Origin of the sequence: Marinospirillum perlucidum (genome assembly GCF_003336805.1) — a bacterium.
Classification (GTDB): Bacteria; Pseudomonadota; Gammaproteobacteria; order Pseudomonadales; family Halomonadaceae; genus Marinospirillum; species Marinospirillum perlucidum.
The window spans coordinates 20,429-37,795 of record NZ_QFWJ01000012.1; the positions used below are offsets into that span (position 1 = coordinate 20,429).

Consider the following 17,367-nt stretch of genomic DNA (forward strand, 5'->3'; position numbering starts at 1 on the left):
GGGTATTTTATGGATTAGAGGACAAAATACAGGGAGTCCCCGCAGCTGACAAGCTTCGGGGACTAAGACAAAAGGCGAGTAGGGTCAATCAACCCGAAAGGCGCTAATGGCCTCCTTCAGCTTGCGTGTGGTGCCGGTGAGGGCCTGACTGGACTGAGAAGTGGCCTGAGCGCCCTGAGAAGAAGCTTCGCTTCCATCGCGAATTCGTTCCAGGTTGGCATCGATTTCACTGGCCACGGCCGATTGCTGCTCTGCTGCTGCCGCTATCTGCTGGCTCTTGGAATCGATGTCCTGCACCCCCTGAAGAATCGTGGCCAGGGCTGCATCCACCTGAGCCGACTGCTCGGCCGTCTGTTCAGCCCTTTCCCGGCTTTTTTCGATATGGCCAACGACACCATCCACGCCCTGGTGCAGGGCATCGATGATTTCCGCGATTTCATGGGTAGAGTTCTGGGTGCGACTGGCCAGTGAGCGGACTTCATCGGCCACCACGGCAAAGCCTCGGCCTGCATCACCCGCCCGGGCCGCTTCTATGGCCGCATTCAAGGCTAGCAGGTTGGTTTGCTCGGCAATGCCGCGAATCACTTCCAGAGCGTCTCCGATGCGGTCACTGCGTTCAACCAGCTGGTGTCCGGCATGACCGGCATCCTGCAAGGCTTTAGCCAAGCGCTGCATACGTGCGCTCATTTCACCCACCAGTTGCTGACCCTGCTCAGCTTCTTCACGAGCTGTCACGGCGGCCCCGGCCGCTTCGGCCGCATGTTCGGCCACTTCACTGGCAGTAGCGGTCATTTCATTCATTGACGTGGCCACCTGTTGGGTTTCCCCCTGCTGCTGTTCGCTGGTTTGAGTGGCCGTCTGAGCATTTTGCTCCACCTGACCAGCCTGCTGGCTGACCTGCTCCACGGTTTCACCCACCATGCTGACCAGCTCGCGCATACGCCGTGACATGCTGGCAAAGGCTTCGGTTAGCGTTCCCATTTCATCCTTGGTGGTCGCCCTGGGCGTTACCCGCAAATCCCCTTCTGCCAGCGTTTTGACGCTTGCCAGAAGGCTACGCATATTGCTGTGCATGGAGACATAAAAGCAGGTATAAAGATAAGCAACAACCAGCAGTTGTAATGCCAGTAACCCGGTCATGATCACCAGATTACGGGTTTGACGTGCTTCGGCAGCAGCCAGCAGTTGATCGGATTCATCCAGCAGCTGAGCCCCGACATCAAGCAGGAGGTCTCGAGGCTGTTTGGCTTGCTGATAGAAGTCCTGCCAGGCAGCATCCAGGCCTATCGCAAAAACCACCTGGTCTTCCAATAGCGTCTGGAATTCAGCCAGGACTTCTCCGACCTGTTCGCCCAGATGCTGTAAATCCCCGGCCAGCTGCGGCGAACGAAATGCCAGGCTTTCCAGTACGGCCTGCCAGTTGTCTGTCTGGCGTCCGAGAAGGTCGAGCACATCCTCTAGTTCTTTACTACTGCGTGAATCCATATACCCCTGAACCAGAATGCGACTACCGTAGCTACGGCCCTGGCTGATGCTTTGCAATAAAGGGGGCAATTCGGAATTCAAGAGGATCTGTAACAACTGGATTTCCGCGCGGGAATCACGCATCAGATCACTGCTTTGCCGGAGTTCCTGGAGTACACCCAGGCTTTCGGAAACCAGCGGCTGATAATGCGACAGGGCCAGACTCATATTGCCCAGATAATCGGTCTGGGCAAAATAGCCTTCGGCGGTCTCTTTGAGAGCGGCCAGCTTGGCTTCCAGGTGGCTGTCTTCCAGACGCTCCTGACTCAGCGCATAAACAGCCTGATAGTCTTCCAGCCAGGCCTCTCTGGCAGCTGTTGCCATCTCCTGAGCCGCCGGCAGGTTGCGAGTTTCCTGCAGGGCAGTCAGATCACGATAGTCTTCGGCGGCAGCCACCAGATCCAGGGTTTTATCCTGGATCAAAAGGCCTGCCCGCTCTTTTTGCAGCTGGGCCAAATCCTGCCATAACTGCTGAATCTGGATGCCACTCAAGATTAGCATGGGCAGCAGAAAGAGAATGGCAACCAGGGAGAATTTGGAGAAATAAGCCAGGCGGTTCATTAGCGCCATGCCCGGCCGGAGAAATAGTTTCAGCATTGCTTAACCCTCAAGGTAGGCCCTTTGTTGTTATTGGTGACAGCACTTGACTCGGGATACTGGCTTTACTTTATCGAAAGCCGAAGCAAAATCAAACTATCGTTTAATAGTTTTTTGATCGTTTACTAAAAAAAGTGTAAACGAAACAGCTTTACTGCACCCTGATTAACATAAAAAAACGGCCTCCTGTCCGAAAACAGGAGGCCGTTATCAGGCTAGTCAGCGCCAGGGGTTACATCAGCATCTTGCGGATATCACCCAGCTGTTGCGACAGGAAGCTGGCAAAGCGCGCTGCATCAGCACCATTAATCGCACGGTGATCATAGGATAGAGACAGCGGCAGCATCAGGCGTGGCTGGAAGCTACTGCCATCCCAGACCGGCTGCATGCTGGCCTTGGAGACACCCAGAATAGCCACTTCCGGCGCATTGACGATAGGCGTAAAGGCTGTACCACCAATGGAGCCCAAGGAAGAAACAGTAAAGCAGCTGCCTTTCATGTCTTCGCTCTTCAGCTGTTTCTTCTGGGCACGTGCACCCAGATCAGCAGTTTCACGCGCCAGCTCATAGATGCTCTTCTTGTCAGCATCCTTGACCACGGCAACCAGCAGACCATCCGGCGTATCCACCGCAAAACCGATGTTGACGTACTGCTTCCAGATCAGGGTATCGCCTTCAGCACCCAGGGAGACATTGAACTGGGGATAAGCACGCAGCGCCAGAGCACAGGCCTTGATGATAAAAGGCAGAGGCGTCAGCTTGGCACCCTGTTTTTCCGCTTCCGCTTTCATCGACTTGCGGAAACTCTCCAGCTCGGTGATATCAGCCTGTTCAAACTGGGTGACGTGAGGCACATTCAGCCAGGAGCGATGCAGGTTAACGGCACCGGCCTTGAGCAGACGACCCATGGGCTTCTCTTCCACTTCACCAAACTGGCTGAAGTCCTGAGCGGGAATCGGTGGGATTCCGGCACCGGAAGCAGCCGCACCGCCGCCAGGTTTGCTGGCCTGCTGCATGACTTCCTTCACATAATTCTGAAGATCTTCCTTAAGGATGCGACCCTTGGGACCACTACCCTTGACCAGACTCAGATCAACGCCCAGCTCGCGCCCCAACAGACGCACTGCAGGACCAGCGTGAACATTTTTATTCGGCTTTTCAGCCACCGTCGAAGCTTGAGGTGCAGCAGGTGCGGGTTTGGCCGCTGCAGGTTCTTCTTTCTTCTGCGGTGCTGACTGAGATGTTTTCTCAGGCCGGGCTGCTGCAGCCGGTTCGGCTTCCTGGCCAGCACCTTCAGCCTGCATATAACCGATCAGGTCGCCTTCGGAAACCTTGTCACCTTCCTTGACCAGCAGCTCCAGCAGCTTGCCGGTGAAGGGGCTGGGCACATCCATGGTCGCCTTGTCGGTTTCCAGAGTGATCAGCGGATCTTCTTCTTGCAGGCTATCTCCGGCAGCTACGGCCACTTCGATGATTTCCACTTCATCGTGACCGCCCAGGTCAGGCACACGAATTTCTTCTTTGCTGCTGGAAGCCTGCTGCGGAGCCGGAGCGGCCTCCTCTTTTTCAGACGCTGCCGGGGCAGCTTCTTCCTTGGCTTCAGGTTCGGCTGGCTGGTCTTCGGAAGCCGAGGCTTCGCCTTCCACTTCCAGCTCGAGAATATCCGAACCTTCGTTCACCTGATCGCCTTCTTTGATCAGCAGTTTTTTAACCACGCCCGCCTTGGGGCTGGGCACATCCATGCTGGCCTTGTCGGATTCCAGCACGATGAGAGTGTCTTCTGCCTCGATACGGTCGCCAACCTGAACACTAACTTCAATGACTTCAACGTCATCGTTACCACCGATATCGGGTACTTTAATGATTTCGTTACTCAAGGCTTTGCTCCTTAAAAATTCGGTCGCGACTGGCCTTGCGGCCAGTCATTTCTTACCCGGCTGGCCCTAGCAGAACAGAGGGTCGCATTTCTCAGGATCGATACCGTATTTCTTGATGGCTTCGGATACCTTTTTCGCTTCGATTTCACCGCGATCAGCCAAGGCCTTCAGTGCAGCCACAACGACAAAGTGACGATCCACTTCAAAGAAGTAACGCAGCTTCTCGCGGGTATCGGAACGACCGTAACCATCGGTACCCAGAACCTTGTAGTCCGTGGGAACCCAGGCGCGAACCTGATCAGCAAAGAGTTTCATATAGTCGGTTGCAGCAATGGCAGGACCCTGGCGGCCTTCCAGCTGCTGGGTAATAAAGGGCTTCTTCTGCTCCGCTTCGGGATTGAGGAAGTTATAACGCTCAACAGCCAGAGCTTCGCGACGCAGTTCGTTAAAGCTGGTTGCACTCCAGATATCGGCTTCAACGCCAAAGTCGTTTTTAAGCAGCTCGGCTGCCGCCTCGACTTCACGCAGGATGGTGCCTGAACCCAGCAGCTGTACTTTCTGCTTGGCCTTGCCACCTTCCTTAAGCAGGTACATCCCCTTGATGATTTCATCAACAACACCCTTGCGGTCAGGCAGTTCAGGGTGCTCGTAGTTTTCATTCATGATGGTCAGGTAGTAGAAGCAGTTTTCCTTGTCTTCATACATCCGCTTGAGACCATCCTGAATGATGACCGCCAGCTCATAGCTGTAGGTGGGGTCATAGCTGCGGCAGTTTGGGATGGTGCCGGACATCAGGTGGCTATGCCCATCCTGGTGCTGCAGACCTTCACCGTTCAGGGTAGTACGACCTGCGGTACCGCCGATCAGGAAACCACGTGCCTGCATGTCACCAGCGGCCCAGGCCAGATCGCCAATACGCTGGAAACCGAACATGGAGTAGTAAACATAAAAGGGCACCAGCGGGTAGTTGTTGTTGCTGTAACTGGTTGCAGCAGCAATCCACGCTGACATGGCACCGGCTTCGGTGATGCCTTCTTCCAGGATCTGACCCTTCTTGTCTTCTTTGTAGTACATGATCTGGCCAGCATCTTCAGGCTTGTACTTCTGGCCTTCGGAGGTGTAGATACCCAGCTGGCGGAACATGCCTTCCATACCAAAGGTACGGGCTTCATCAGGAACGATGGGCACGATGCGCTCACCCACCTGCTTGTCTTTGGACAGGCCGGTCAGGATGCGGACAAATGCCATGGTGGAAGAAATTTCCCGCCCCTTGGAGCCCTGCAGCATGGCGTCAAAGGCTTTATCGTCCAGTGCCGGTGTTTTCAGGGATTCAAAATCACTGCGGCGGGCTGGCAGATAACCATTCAGCTCTTCGCGGGTACGGTGCATGTACTTCATTTCCGGGCTGTCATCAGCCGGCTTGTAGAAGGGCACATCTTCCAGTTGATCGTCATTCAGAGGAATACCGAAACGGTCCCGGAATTTCTTCAGGGTTTCCATCTGCAGGGATTTGACCGAGTGGGTGTCATTCTTGGCTTCACCGTCATCACCGGTACCATAGCCCTTGACGGTATGCGCCAGAACCACGGTGGGACGACCGTTGGAATTGTTGACAGCCTCGTGATAAGCCGCATAAACCTTGTAGGGGTCGTGGCCGCCACGATTCAGGGAATAGATATCTTCATCGGAGAGATCCTTGACCATCTCCTTCAGTTCGGGATCGGCACCGAAGAAGTTTTCACGGGTATAAGCACCACCGCTGGCCTTGTAGTTCTGGTATTCACCATCAACCACTTCATCCATGCGTTTTTGCATCAGACCCTTGGTGTCTTTTTCAAACAGGGGGTCCCAATGACGTCCCCAGACCACCTTGACGACGTTCCAACCTGCACCGCGGAAAACGCCTTCCAGCTCATCCATGATACGGCCGTTACCACGCACCGGACCATCCAGACGCTGGAGGTTACAGTTGATGACGAAAATCAGGTTGTCCAGTTTTTCACGCCCGGCCAGAGAAATGGCACCCAGGGATTCCGGCTCATCACACTCGCCGTCACCCATAAAGCACCAGACCTTGCGATCTTTCATCGGTTTTTGTTCACGCGAATCCAGATACTTCATCACGTGAGCCTGATAGATGGCCTGAATAGGGCCCAGACCCATGGAAACCGTGGGGAACTGCCAGAAGTCAGGCATCAACCAGGGGTGAGGATAGGAAGACAGGCCTTCACCATCGACTTCGGCACGGAAGTTATTCAGTTGGTCTTCGCTCAAACGCCCTTCCAGGAAGGCACGCGAGTAGACACCGGGTGCACCGTGACCCTGGAAATAAATCAGATCGCCTTCAAAATCATCCTTGGGCGCGCGGAAGAAATAGTTAAAGCCCACGTCGTAGAGGGTGGCGCTGGACATGAAACTGGAAATATGACCACCGATGCCTGGCTTGGCCTTATTGGCACGCATGACCATGGCCATGGCATTCCAACGTACCAGAGAACGAATACGGCGTTCCATAAACAGATCGCCGGGCATCCGCGCTTCCCGATGCACAGGAATAGTATTGCGGTGCGGGGTGGTAATGGAGAAAGGCAGCTGGGAACCATCGCGACGCATGCGATCAGCCAGCTGGGTCAGCAAAAACTTGGCTCTTTCTTCGCCTTCGTGAGTGAGCACCGAGTCCAGGGACTCCAGCCATTCCTGGGTTTCTACCGGATCCAGGTCTTTTACCTCCTGATTCATAGAACATCTCCGCTTAAGATTGAGAAAATATCAATGTAGCCTGACTACAGCCTCGGCCAGTCAGACCAGAAAAAATTCGGTAATCCTAGGGGGTGGGACCCACCGGCCTGTCATTTACCCCTAAGGAAAGCAGATAACAACCCAAGATTCATGCTGCAGCGCACCAACAAATTCAGTATTTGCAGGCGGTGCAGCCGGGGTATCTGATTTTGTAATTTTACTACAAAAAAATTCAAATTAAAGCCCTTTTGTCGACAAAATGGGGAAGTGCATGTAAAACAGTTACTTAAAAGCAGGCTTTTGAGACCTGTCAGTCACAACCTCAGCAGCCTTGACCGCCAGTCTTCAAGTCGCCGCCACTTAACTCCAGAAGATAACCCCCAGGGCGGAGGCAGCCACCCAGATCGCCAGGGAACGCCAGATCCATTCATTCATCAAAGACAATTCCCGATCCGCCTCCTCACTCATCAATTCCGGTCTCTGTTCCCGAATATCCAGGCAACGCTGGCTGGCAACCTGGCCGTAACCAGCTACCAACTGACGCTCGAGAAAAGCTTCCGAAGAGAGCTTCCAGGATAAAAGATCCCGGCTAAACTGCTTGAGTCCCCGCCAGGGATGACTGAGTAGGGCCAGCGTCAGCCCCATCAGGCGGGCTGCCGGCCACTCCAGCACCCGGTGAAAGAGCTCTACCTGTTCATCACAGGCAGGCGCTGTCTCGGGATTATGTCGTTGAGCGGTCTTCAGGGCCTGCTCACTCAAACGCACCAGTAGCGCCCCCACTGGGCCCAGCAATAGGTACCAGAAAAGTACGAGAAAGAGTCGATCAAAGGCGAAATAAATCAGACGGGAAATCAAGCGGGCATGCAAGCGGCAAGGCTCCTGGTCGACACCCGGTTCCTCGAGGATTTCTTCAGCATAATAACTGGCTGCCTGATGATCGCCCTGACGCCAGGCCACCATATAGCGATCGATCCAGAGCAATTCGCTTCGCCGTCCCAGGGCATAAAAAACCACCAGTAGATGGACCGCTAAAGTGGGCAAGGACCAGAGCCAGTCCTCCAGCAGCCACAAAAGTAACCAGAGAAGCAGTATCCAGGGCAGGAGGCTGGCCAGAAAAACGGGAATACTACCCGGAGCCTTTTTTAGATAACGGGCCAGACCCAGTTGCCAGCGGGCATAGAGACGATCCAGAGGAAGGGTCAAGGCCTGTCCGGGCAGACTTCTCAGTAAAAGCACTGCCAGCATCACGAAAAATTTCATCTTATAACTCCGTTAAATAGGCATCCCAATCAAAGGCCGGACCCGGGTCCGTCTTACGGCCTGGCGCAAGGGTGGAGTGGCCGCAAATCCGATCCCGGGTAATTGCCGGGTAAGCCTGCATCAGTTGCCGGGTGACCCTTTGTAATTGCAAATACTGAATGGGAGTATAAGGCTGATCATCCGAGCCTTCCATTTCAATCCCCAAGGCAAAATCATTACAATTCTCCCGCCCCTGAAAGCTTGACTGGCCCGCATGCCAGGCGCGTCGGTCAAAACCGACAAACTGCACCAGCTCACCTGTTCGGGTAATCAACAGATGCGCAGAAACCTCAAGATGGGCTATTTCAGCAAAATAGGGATGTTCTTCCGGTGACAGACAGCCGGTAAAGAGCTGCTCTATTGCCCGACCGCCATAGGTTTTGGGTGGCAAAGCAATATTGTGAATGACCAGAAGACTGATCTCCTGATGCGGACGTTCATTGTAGAAGGGCGAAGGACAGGCCCTTGCTTCCTTTAGCCAGTGGTTATCCAGGGTCATTGATCAGGACAGTCCGGTTTTTTGTTGGATCTAGAGCCAAGTCAGGCCAGTCAGCCTATAATGCACAGCCTTGAATCTTTTTTTCAATCTATGGAGCCAGGAAATGCAGCCCTCTATCCAAGCCCCCGATGCTTCTAGCCTAGCACATCAGGTGTCTCTAGCCTTGCAGGAAGACGTCGGGTCGGGTGATATCACCGCTCAACTGATCCCCGAGGATCGCTTCAGCCAGGCGCGGGTCATTACCCGCCAGGAAGGGGTTTTTTGTGGCGGCCCCTGGGTCAGGGAGGTCTTCCGCCAGTTGGATTCACGGGTTCAGGTTAGCCTGCTTGCCAAAGAGGGGGAGCGACTGGTGGCCGGGCAGACCCTTTTTCGCCTGCAGGGACCTGCCAGAGCTTTGCTGACTGGCGAGCGCACGGCCCTGAATTTTGTTCAGACCCTGGCCGCCACGGCTTCCCATTGCCGGGAATTAGCAGATCTGGTGGCCCACACCGGCGTACGCCTGTTGGATACACGCAAGACTCTGCCCAGTTTACGCCTGGCGCAGAAATACGCAGTTACCTGCGGTGGCTGCCACAATCACCGCATCGGGCTGTTTGATGCCTTTTTGATTAAAGAAAATCACATAGCTGCAGCCGGAAGTATCCAGGCAGCTGTGACTGCTGCCCGCCGACTGGCCCCGGGCAAACCGGTCGAGGTGGAAGTTGAAAACCTGGATGAACTCCAGCAGGCACTGGCTGCCGGTAGCGACTTGATCATGCTGGATGAATTCAGCCTGGCAAGCACGCGCGAAGCCGTGAACCTTAACCAGGGCCAGGCCAAACTGGAGGCCAGCGGCAGCATTACCCGCAAAAATCTGGTTCAGGTGGCTGAAACCGGCGTGGACTTTATTTCTCTGGGCACGCTGACCAAGGATATCCAAAGCCTGGATTTATCCATGAGACTGCTGTCATGAGCAGCGAACAGGAAGGTGTTATCCAGTACCACTATGAACTCCTGACACCCTCCCAGGAGCCCCCGGCACACCTGTTGGAAGCACTCAACCACTGGCGCCGGCAGATGATCAAACAAGGCTGGTTAGGACAGGAGCCTGGCCGCTACCAGGGGCTGGGCTTTGGCAACATCAGTCATCGCTGGCCTGCACACGGCCAGCCCGCTGCTTTTCTGATATCCGCCAGCCAGACCGGAAAACTGGGCCAGCTGCCAGCAGAAGCCTGGCCCCGAGTGCTCCAGGCCCTAACAGAAAACAATCAGGTGGTGGCTGAAGGCTGGCAGCCCCCTTCCTCAGAATCTCTCAGTCATGCGGTTATTTATCAGGCTGCCGAGGAGGTCGAGGCAGTCATTCACATTCATTCCCCGGCCTTGTGGCAGGCCGCTCCAGCTCTGGGTTGCCCTTGTACAGACGCAGCGCTGAGTTATGGCACTCCGGCTTTGGCCAGGGCAATTGCCAGGGAAATCACCCAGCCCCAGGGACTAGTGGCACTGCTTGGACATCAGGACGGCCTCTTGAGCTGGGGACGAAATCTGGAAGAAGCTGCGGAAAGTCTCTACGCTTTACAGTCGAGGCTGGTGCAGCAACAATAGCCAGAAAACAACCCAGCTTCTTTCCGGCGAAAAGGATAAACTCATGACAGCAACAAGTGTTTACGATCACCTGATTATCGGTGGAAGTACCCAGGGCGCCCGGCTTATGCAGGAGCTTTCCACAGAAGCTTCCCTGCGATTGGCTGTAGCCGACCGCCAGCTGGTTTTTCCTCAAGCCGGGGTTAGTGCAGCAAAACAGCTGGAAGCCGATCAGCAGGTAGCTTGGCAACTGCTGGCTGGTACCAATATCACCGATTTGCGTTTCACTCAGGATGGTCTTCTGGAAGCCAGAAACCCTGACGGCAAGTGCTTTTACGCCAAGGCGGTGACCCTTACAGCCGGTGCCAGCAATCTGTTTCTGGCCCACCGCATGGGTTACGGCCTTGATTATCAACTCTTGCCGGTCAGTGGCTGGGTCTACACCCGTTCACAAGAGAGCCTGACCATCCAGTTTATAGGGCGTCTCAAAACGGGCGCTGGCAGCAAGCCTCTGGGAAGCCGCTGCCAACTGCTACGCCTGCATGCCCATCCGCTGGCCAGCTGGAAATGGCTGCAATCCCGCACTCTGCGCCAGCTGTTACTAGCCAGCTGTCTGCGCCAGCTTCCGGGGCTGCGTTCCTGGCTTTTGAGCCGTCGAGCGAAAAAGATGGTGGGCCAGTCCCCAGTCGCGGAACTTGATTACCAAGGTCCTCTGGCCAGGGAATACTGGTTGGTGGAGACCAAAACAGGCGAAGTGGTCAGCGAAGAAGTACGTCTGCAACCCAACCCCAGGCTGAGCTTTATCTTTGCGGCCCCAGCCTCACTTCAAGAAGAGGAAGCCGGAGCCGGAAATCCAACTGAAGAAACAATCAGTTCTGATAAATAAAATCGGTAATCAGAACATCCTCAACCACATCGGAGCCTACTTCCGCACGCAGGGTCCGATTGACCACTTCCAGCAGCTCCTTACGGATCCGCTCCTGGCCTCTGGCAGTAATCACATTGTTTTCTGTCTGGCGTGACAGGTTCATAACAATGGTATTACGAATCAGGGGCTCGTGTTGTTCGACGGCCTGAAAAGCGCGAGGGTCACTCATTTCCAGGGTGACATCGGCTTTCAAATATTTGAGCCGCCCTGGACCACCATAATTGGTGACAAAACCCGGACTCAGCTCGAAATAGTAAACACCGCCTTCGCCGCCTTCAGCATCTTCAGCAAAAGACTGGACAGGCAGCCAAGCCAGGCAGGCCAGCAGTAACACATAGACCGGGGTTAAACGCATGGTGTTCTCCCTAAGAACTGGATGATATCTCTGACCCAAGTTTATTGATTTCCTGCGCGCTAGGCTAGTCCAACCCTCGACCTCTTATTGATCTTATTCAGATCCGTCATATTTTTGCCATTCACTGATCCGGGAGGCTTGCACAGAACTTCATAAATACGTAAAACTAGGAAACATCTGATTAACGTGACGAGCGCCAGTTAGGGCTGAATTCATTCCTGATGAATTCCAGCACTTCCTACTTCCGTGTAGGTCGCCAGCGGAATTGAACGAAAAAGCGGAATTTACCCCAAGTAAATGAGCATTTTGAGGCCAGTTCCAACGCAGTATTAGCAAGCGCAGCCGTTAATCAGAGCTGTCCTAACGCTGCCCATTACATAACAACATCAGGAGTAACGCCATGCTGGAGTCCTGCAAGAATGCCCAGGAACGCTGGGGCGGAGTGCATCAGTTGATTGATCGCTGGCTGGGTGAAAGGCGTGCACTTCTGGTGAGCTATAACCGCCTGAATCAGGGATTACATGATCAGGGGCGGATTACCAGCGCCAAAATTGAGGAATTTCGTGAGCGGTTGGTCGATTATCTGAGCGCGGGCCATTTTGAAATCTTTGAACAGCTGATGCATGAAGCCGAAGCCTTTCAGGACCAGGATGCCCTCAAACACCTGGAGATCACCCTGCCCTGGCTGCATGAATCCACCCAGCAACTGATGCTGGATGAAGATCAGCTGATTCCTCTGTCACTGTCGAGTCTGGAAAAAACTCTCAATCATACCGGAGAACTGCTGGCTGAACGCTTTGAGCAGGAAGACCTGCTGATTGCCAAGCTGCATGCCATCCATGCCCCTCAGCAACCCGAAAAGGCCTGATACTTCAGGCCTTCTGGCCCCATCATTCCCGGTCTTCGTCCAGGCTGATCCCCAGGTTGCTGACACCTTCGTTTCGAGCCAACTGCCTGATGCCTCTCAAGACCTCAGGATGAGGCTGAAATTGTGCTGAAACCTGGCTCAGCAGCTCATCCTGAAAATCATTTTCATCTGCCATCAGCTCTTGCTCGCGAATCCATTGGGACTGGGCTTCTTCGTCAACATCCTCGGGAGCCAGCAACAATAGATACTGGCGCACACTGGAGCGGGATAGCTTGCTGGCCCTGATGGCATTGTCCTCGTCATGCTTGAGGGCCTGATCAATCGCCAGCTCCAGAGCCATCATGGCATCCAGTGCCGGATAGACCCCGTAAACATCAAAATCATCCGGCTCGGGTTCCAGTTCGGCCAGCTTCTCCTGATGAACCGCCCAGTTAATCCGGGCATCCTTGGCCAGAAGGCTCTCCCACAAGAGCCCCAGAAGTTTCTGATATTCCCGAGGATCACCGAACCCCGTCGCCTCGCAAAACAACAGGTAATTGGGAGCTGCCCTTTGTGCCAGAGCCGCGACAAAAGCCAGCTGTTGCCAAGGCTGCAAACGCCTCAGCCGCTGATTGAAAGAAGGCGGTTTCTTACCTGCCATATCAAGCCTCCCAGCCTTCAGCCAGATGCTTATCCTTCAGAGCCACATAATTGGCAGCCGAGTAGCTGAAAAAACGTCTTTCCTTGCCAGAGATTTCGCGCACCTGGCGGGCCGGGCTACCTGCATAGACATAACCGGATTTCAGCGTCTTGCCGGGGGTCACCAGGGCTCCGGCGGCAATGATCACTTCGTCTTCCACCGTGACGCCATCCATGATGGTGGCGCTCATACCGACCAGAATACGATTGCCAAGAGTACAGCCATGCAAAACCGCCTTATGGCCGATGGTGACCTCTTCACCAATAATGAGTGGATAGCCGCCGGGATTAAAATCACTGGCATGCGTAATATGCAGCACACTGCCATCCTGCACACTGGTACCGCGGCCGATACGAATCCGGTGCATGTCACCGCGAATCACCGCCTGAGGCCAGACGGAAACATCATCACCCAGCTCGACATCCCCCAGAACGACAGCCGTGGGGTCAACAAAAACCCTGGCACCCAGTTGAGGCGTATAGCCCTGATATTTTCTAATGGTCATAAAACAACCTTCCCCTTACGATTCATTGTTGATCACCCTCGGAATCAGTAATTCGGGTAATCCAGCTTGCCAGCATTCTACCCAGTGGCTTGAAACCCTGCCAGGAGCACCGCATATCTTCTGATAGAATAGTGAGTAATTATGACTGCAGACAGGCCTTTATAACCCGGAAAACCTGTCTGCCTGACCAGGAGTTTTCATGAGCGCCAGTAATCCCCTAGTGAACATCACCGACCTTCCCGCTTTTGATGAGATCACCCCCGACCAGGTGGAGCCGGCCCTGGACCAGCTCCTGCAGAAAAACCGCGAAGCGGTTGAACAGGTTCTCGCTCTTTCAGATGTCTCCTGGAAAAACAGCCTGGGCCCTCTGGAAGAAGCCGGAGATCAACTGGAAAGAGCCTGGTCCCCGGTATCCCACCTGAATTCAGTCAAGAACAGCCCGGAACTGCGCGCAGCCTATGAAAAGTGTTTGCCCAAGCTGTCTGAGTTTTCCACCTGGTTCAGCCAGCATCCGGGTCTCTATCAGCTCTACAAGCAGTTGGATGAACAAACCCGTGAGCCGCTGACCCAGGCCCAGAAAAAAATGCTGGAAAACAGCCTCAGGGATTTTCGTCTCAGCGGGATAGAACTGCCCAAAGAAGATCAGGAACGCTTTGCCGAGATACAAAAGCGCCTGTCAGAGCTATCCAATCAGTTTTCCAACAACCTGCTGGATGCCACCCAAAACTGGAGCAAGCTGGTTACCGACGAGGCAGAGCTGGCAGGCCTGCCCCAGACCGCAAAGGATTCCGCCGCTGCCGAAGCCAAGGCAAAGGATCAGGAAGGCTGGTTGTTCACTCTCAACTTCCCCAGCTTTCAGCCGGTGATGGCCTACGCCGACAACCGTGAACTCCGCCGGGAAATCTACACCGCCTTTGTGACTCGCGCTTCCGACCAGGGCCCTGATGCCGGTCACTGGGACAACGCTCCGCTGATGGAAGAAATTCTGGCCTTGCGACAGGAAAAGGCGCAACTGCTGGGCTTTTCTTCCTATGCTCACCTGTCCGTGGCGCGCAAGATGGCCCCTTCCCCACAAGCGGTCATGGATTTCCTCAAAGACCTGGCCCACAAAGCCTATCCCCAGGCACAAAAGGATTTTCAGGAACTCCAGGCTTTTGCCGCTGAGGAGGGTGTGGATAAATTAGAGCCCTGGGACATCAACTACTTTTCGGAAAAAATGCGTCAGCAACGCTATGCCATCAGTCAGGAAGAATTACGCCCCTGGTTCCCGGTCGACCGGGTGCTGGACGGCCTTTTCACCGTAGCTGGCAAGCTGTTTGATGTCAGTTTTGAGGCTGATCCCGAAGTAACCACCTGGCATCCGGATGCACGCTATTACCGGGTGACTCGTCAGGGACAGCCCCTGGCCGGTTTTTATCTGGACCTCTACGCTCGTGAAGGCAAGCGGGGTGGTGCCTGGATGGCTGATTGCCGTAATCGCCGCCTGCAAGCAGGCCAGCAGCCGCAATTGCCCGTGGCCTTTCTGACCTGCAACTTCACTCCCCCTGTGGATAATCAGCCCAGCCTGCTGACCCATAATGAAGTCACCACCCTCTTCCATGAATTTGGCCATGGTCTGCATCACATGCTGACCCAGGTCGAAGTGCCCGAGGTAGCCGGTATCAACGGAGTCGCCTGGGATGCTGTCGAACTGCCCAGCCAATTTATGGAAAACTTCTGCTGGGAAAGAGAAGGTCTGGATCTGATGACCGGCCATTATCAAACCGGGGAAGCCCTGCCGCAGGCGTTGTTTGAAAAGATGCTGGCGGCGAAAAACTTCCAGTCCGCCATGGGAATGCTGCGCCAGCTGGAATTCTCCCTGTTTGATTTCCGCCTGCATCTGGAAAAGGAAAAGCCTTCTGCCGATGAAATCCAGGCATTGCTGGATGAGGTGCGCAGCCAGGTCAGCGTTGTACCCACAGCCGATTTCAACCGCTTCCAGAATGGTTTTGCCCACATTTTTGCCGGTGGCTATGCTGCGGGCTACTACAGCTACAAATGGGCCGAGGTGCTTTCAGCCGATGCCTTCAGTGCTTTTGAGGAAGAAGGGATTTTCAATCCGGAGACAGGACGCCGTTTCCGTGAGGAAATTCTGGAGAAAGGCGGGTCGGATGACGCCATGACCCTGTTCATCAACTTCCGTGGCCGTGAACCCCAGGTTGATGCCCTCTTGAGACACAATGGAATTGAAGCCGGTGAGTGAAACCCGCTACCTGCTGCTCCACTCGTCCCTGTCTAGTGGCAGGCAATGGCAGGCCCTGACCAGCCAACTGCCTGAAGGCCGTAGCCATACTCCCGATCTTCTCGGTTATGGCGCGGCCATGCAGATAATCTGGACACCGCGCCAGGTCAGCCTGGAAGAAGAGATGGCTGCCATCATTAAACAGCTGCCCGAAGACTGGCAGGAAACCCCCTGGCACTTGATCGGGCATTCCTATGGTGCCGTCAATGCTTTGCAACTGGCCTACAGCTTTCCCGAGCAGTTTCAAAGCCTGGCTCTTTTCGAGCCGGTTGCCTTCTCACTGCTGCCTGAAGGTCGGGAAAAACAGGAGGTTCTGCAGCTGGTGGAAGAATTGAACGCTCACCTGGATCGTGGGCAGGATGACAGAGCCGCCGAAGGCTTTATCGATTACTGGAACCAACCGGGTCATTTCAGCCAGCTACCTGCAGAAGTACGCGCAGCCTTCACCCTGGGAGTCCACAAGGTGATGGCGGATTTTCATGCGCTGATGACGCTGGACTGGTCACTGGATGAACTGGCAGAGCGACTCCACCAGCCCTGTCTTCTGATGCAGGGGCGAGAAAGCCGCTCCACGGCCCATGAAGTCATCAAGCAATTGGCCAAGCACCTGCCCAGGAGCTCAAGTATCGAGTTTTCTGGAGGACATATGGCACCCTTGACCCAGGCACGCCAGGTCAATCAGACCCTTCTGCAGTTTTTGGAATGCCCCGAGTAGCAGCAGCCGGGCAGGCATCAGACCGGCTACCGGGACCACTCCCGCCTATTCAGCGCTAGGCGCTGCTGTTGATGCCGAATTCCCGGCTGGCTGTGGAGCCTGCTGCTCCTGGCGTATTTGCTGGTTTTGCATCAGGGTTTCCAGGCGATCACTGCCCAGCAAATGCAAGGGATTGCAGTTTTTAATCACAACCTGGCCTTCCAGCATGCTGCCCCGGGAGAATTCGCGGAAGATGCAGTTGTTATTATCCGGATCATAATTTTGAATCCAGAGATTATCGCCTTTCCAGGTAACGCCCAGGTGGTATTGACCCTCAGGAACCTGCAGACTCATGGAGCCACCGTAACGCTTAACCAGAAGCTGTTCGAGATAAAAGTAATAAAAAGAATGGCTGAGTACGCCCAGGACCAGCGCTACCACCAGGGCCACTCTGACCCGGCCCAGACGTACGCTGATCAGATAGAAAATTCCCAGTAATAGTGCCACTACCACCAGCCAGTAAAGATTGGTCAGCATCCGCTTCTCCTTGATTCAGTTCCAAAAGTTATCTTTGCAGTATAACCTTCTGATGGCTTCCCTGCTCACCGCGATTGGCGCAAAAATCCTGTTTCACACCATCGGCAAAATTCACCTGAACATTGAAGCCAGCCCCCGGCTGATGATTGAGGAGCAGTCTTCTTGCTTCCCCCGGCGCCAGTCTTAAGGTCTGGATTTGTGATTGGCCCTGAGCATAGCCGAAATCCAGCTGGATACGATCAATCATCACTTCGCTGCTATTGATAAACTCAACTTCCAGGCTATTGGGAGGCAAGGAAGAAGAGGAAAAAAAGATCCAGCTTGCAAAGCCGGCCAGTAACACCAAACAGACAAGACGACAAATCTTCATGAGCAACTCCTGATATAACTTTTTCCAGTTTACTGCAAGCTGCGCAAAGAGCCAGA

The 17,367-nt window shown here is 54.4% G+C and carries 16 protein-coding genes; 6 read left to right on the forward strand and 10 right to left on the reverse strand.

Annotated elements, in window-relative coordinates; genetic code table 11:
* Positions 1-84: 84 nt before the first annotated feature.
* From DFK18_RS12970 to ampD, 5 genes are all read right to left on the reverse strand, one after another.
* Positions 85-2,121 carry a methyl-accepting chemotaxis protein gene (locus DFK18_RS12970; protein ID WP_114418703.1) on the reverse strand — a complete coding sequence of 679 codons (2,037 nt, stop codon included), beginning with the start codon at positions 2,119-2,121 and terminating at the stop codon, positions 85-87.
* Between the two features lie 232 nt (positions 2,122-2,353).
* A complete protein-coding gene (aceF, locus tag DFK18_RS12975) occupies positions 2,354-3,997 on the reverse strand; it encodes a dihydrolipoyllysine-residue acetyltransferase (RefSeq protein WP_114418704.1) in 1,644 nt (547 codons plus the stop codon).
* A 66-nt stretch (positions 3,998-4,063) separates the two neighbouring features.
* Complete coding sequence (gene aceE, locus DFK18_RS12980) at positions 4,064-6,736, reverse strand: pyruvate dehydrogenase (acetyl-transferring), homodimeric type (protein WP_114418705.1); 2,673 nt, start codon at positions 6,734-6,736, stop codon at positions 4,064-4,066.
* Between the two features lie 360 nt (positions 6,737-7,096).
* Entirely contained in the window at positions 7,097-7,996 is a 900-nt protein-coding gene (gene ampE, locus DFK18_RS12985) for a regulatory signaling modulator protein AmpE (RefSeq protein WP_114418706.1), read from the reverse strand.
* Position 7,997: 1 nt separating this feature from the next.
* A complete protein-coding gene (gene ampD, locus DFK18_RS12990) occupies positions 7,998-8,534 on the reverse strand; it encodes a 1,6-anhydro-N-acetylmuramyl-L-alanine amidase AmpD (RefSeq protein ID WP_114418707.1) in 537 nt (178 codons plus the stop codon).
* A gap of 103 nt (positions 8,535-8,637) precedes the next feature.
* Here ampD and nadC point away from each other — a divergent pair, with 103 nt between their 5' ends.
* Genes nadC through DFK18_RS13005 form a run of 3 tightly spaced genes read left to right on the forward strand, consistent with a single transcriptional unit; the run spans position 8,638 to position 10,980 of the window.
* Positions 8,638-9,486 carry a carboxylating nicotinate-nucleotide diphosphorylase gene (nadC, locus tag DFK18_RS12995; RefSeq protein ID WP_114418708.1) on the forward strand — a complete coding sequence of 283 codons (849 nt, stop codon included), beginning with the start codon at positions 8,638-8,640 and terminating at the stop codon, positions 9,484-9,486.
* Positions 9,483-10,115, forward strand: a complete 633-nt coding sequence (locus DFK18_RS13000) for a class II aldolase/adducin family protein (protein ID WP_114418709.1) — start codon at positions 9,483-9,485, stop codon at positions 10,113-10,115. Before nadC ends, DFK18_RS13000 begins: the two co-directional genes overlap by 4 nt.
* Before the next feature lie 43 nt (positions 10,116-10,158).
* Positions 10,159-10,980: a hypothetical protein gene (locus tag DFK18_RS13005; protein WP_114418710.1), complete on the forward strand. Its 822-nt coding sequence runs from the start codon at positions 10,159-10,161 to the stop codon at positions 10,978-10,980.
* Here the strand turns inward: DFK18_RS13005 and DFK18_RS13010 are convergent.
* A complete protein-coding gene (locus tag DFK18_RS13010) occupies positions 10,964-11,377 on the reverse strand; it encodes a flagellar basal body-associated FliL family protein (protein WP_114418711.1) in 414 nt (137 codons plus the stop codon). The two genes, DFK18_RS13005 and DFK18_RS13010, sit on opposite strands and share 17 nt — an antisense overlap.
* Positions 11,378-11,777: 400 nt before the next feature.
* On the opposite strand from DFK18_RS13010, the gene rsd reads away from it, so the two are divergent.
* The gene (rsd, locus tag DFK18_RS13015) at positions 11,778-12,245 is read left to right on the forward strand and encodes a sigma D regulator (RefSeq protein ID WP_114418712.1); all 468 of its coding nucleotides are present in this window, start codon (positions 11,778-11,780) and stop codon (positions 12,243-12,245) included.
* A 22-nt stretch (positions 12,246-12,267) separates the two neighbouring features.
* Here rsd and DFK18_RS13020 read toward each other — a convergent pair whose 3' ends face one another.
* The gene (locus DFK18_RS13020; protein ID WP_114418713.1) at positions 12,268-12,885 is read right to left on the reverse strand and encodes a YjaG family protein; all 618 of its coding nucleotides are present in this window, start codon (positions 12,883-12,885) and stop codon (positions 12,268-12,270) included.
* Between the two features lies 1 nt (position 12,886).
* The gene (locus DFK18_RS13025) at positions 12,887-13,429 is read right to left on the reverse strand and encodes a gamma carbonic anhydrase family protein (RefSeq protein ID WP_114418714.1); all 543 of its coding nucleotides are present in this window, start codon (positions 13,427-13,429) and stop codon (positions 12,887-12,889) included.
* Positions 13,430-13,628: 199 nt separating this feature from the next.
* Between DFK18_RS13025 and prlC the strand changes: the two genes are divergently transcribed.
* Both prlC and DFK18_RS13035 read left to right on the forward strand, forming a co-directional pair.
* Positions 13,629-15,671, forward strand: coding sequence for an oligopeptidase A (gene prlC, locus DFK18_RS13030; protein WP_114418715.1), 2,043 nt, complete (start codon positions 13,629-13,631; stop codon positions 15,669-15,671).
* On the forward strand, positions 15,649-16,425 hold the full coding sequence (locus DFK18_RS13035; protein ID WP_114418716.1) for an alpha/beta fold hydrolase: 777 nt from the start codon (positions 15,649-15,651) through the stop codon (positions 16,423-16,425). Before prlC ends, DFK18_RS13035 begins: the two co-directional genes overlap by 23 nt.
* 45 nt (positions 16,426-16,470) lie before the next feature.
* Here DFK18_RS13035 and DFK18_RS13040 read toward each other — a convergent pair whose 3' ends face one another.
* The gene (locus DFK18_RS13040; RefSeq protein ID WP_178006190.1) at positions 16,471-16,941 is read right to left on the reverse strand and encodes a hypothetical protein; all 471 of its coding nucleotides are present in this window, start codon (positions 16,939-16,941) and stop codon (positions 16,471-16,473) included.
* Between the two features lie 28 nt (positions 16,942-16,969).
* A complete protein-coding gene (locus DFK18_RS13045) occupies positions 16,970-17,311 on the reverse strand; it encodes a hypothetical protein (RefSeq protein WP_114418717.1) in 342 nt (113 codons plus the stop codon).
* Between the last annotated feature and the right edge of the window lie 56 nt (positions 17,312-17,367).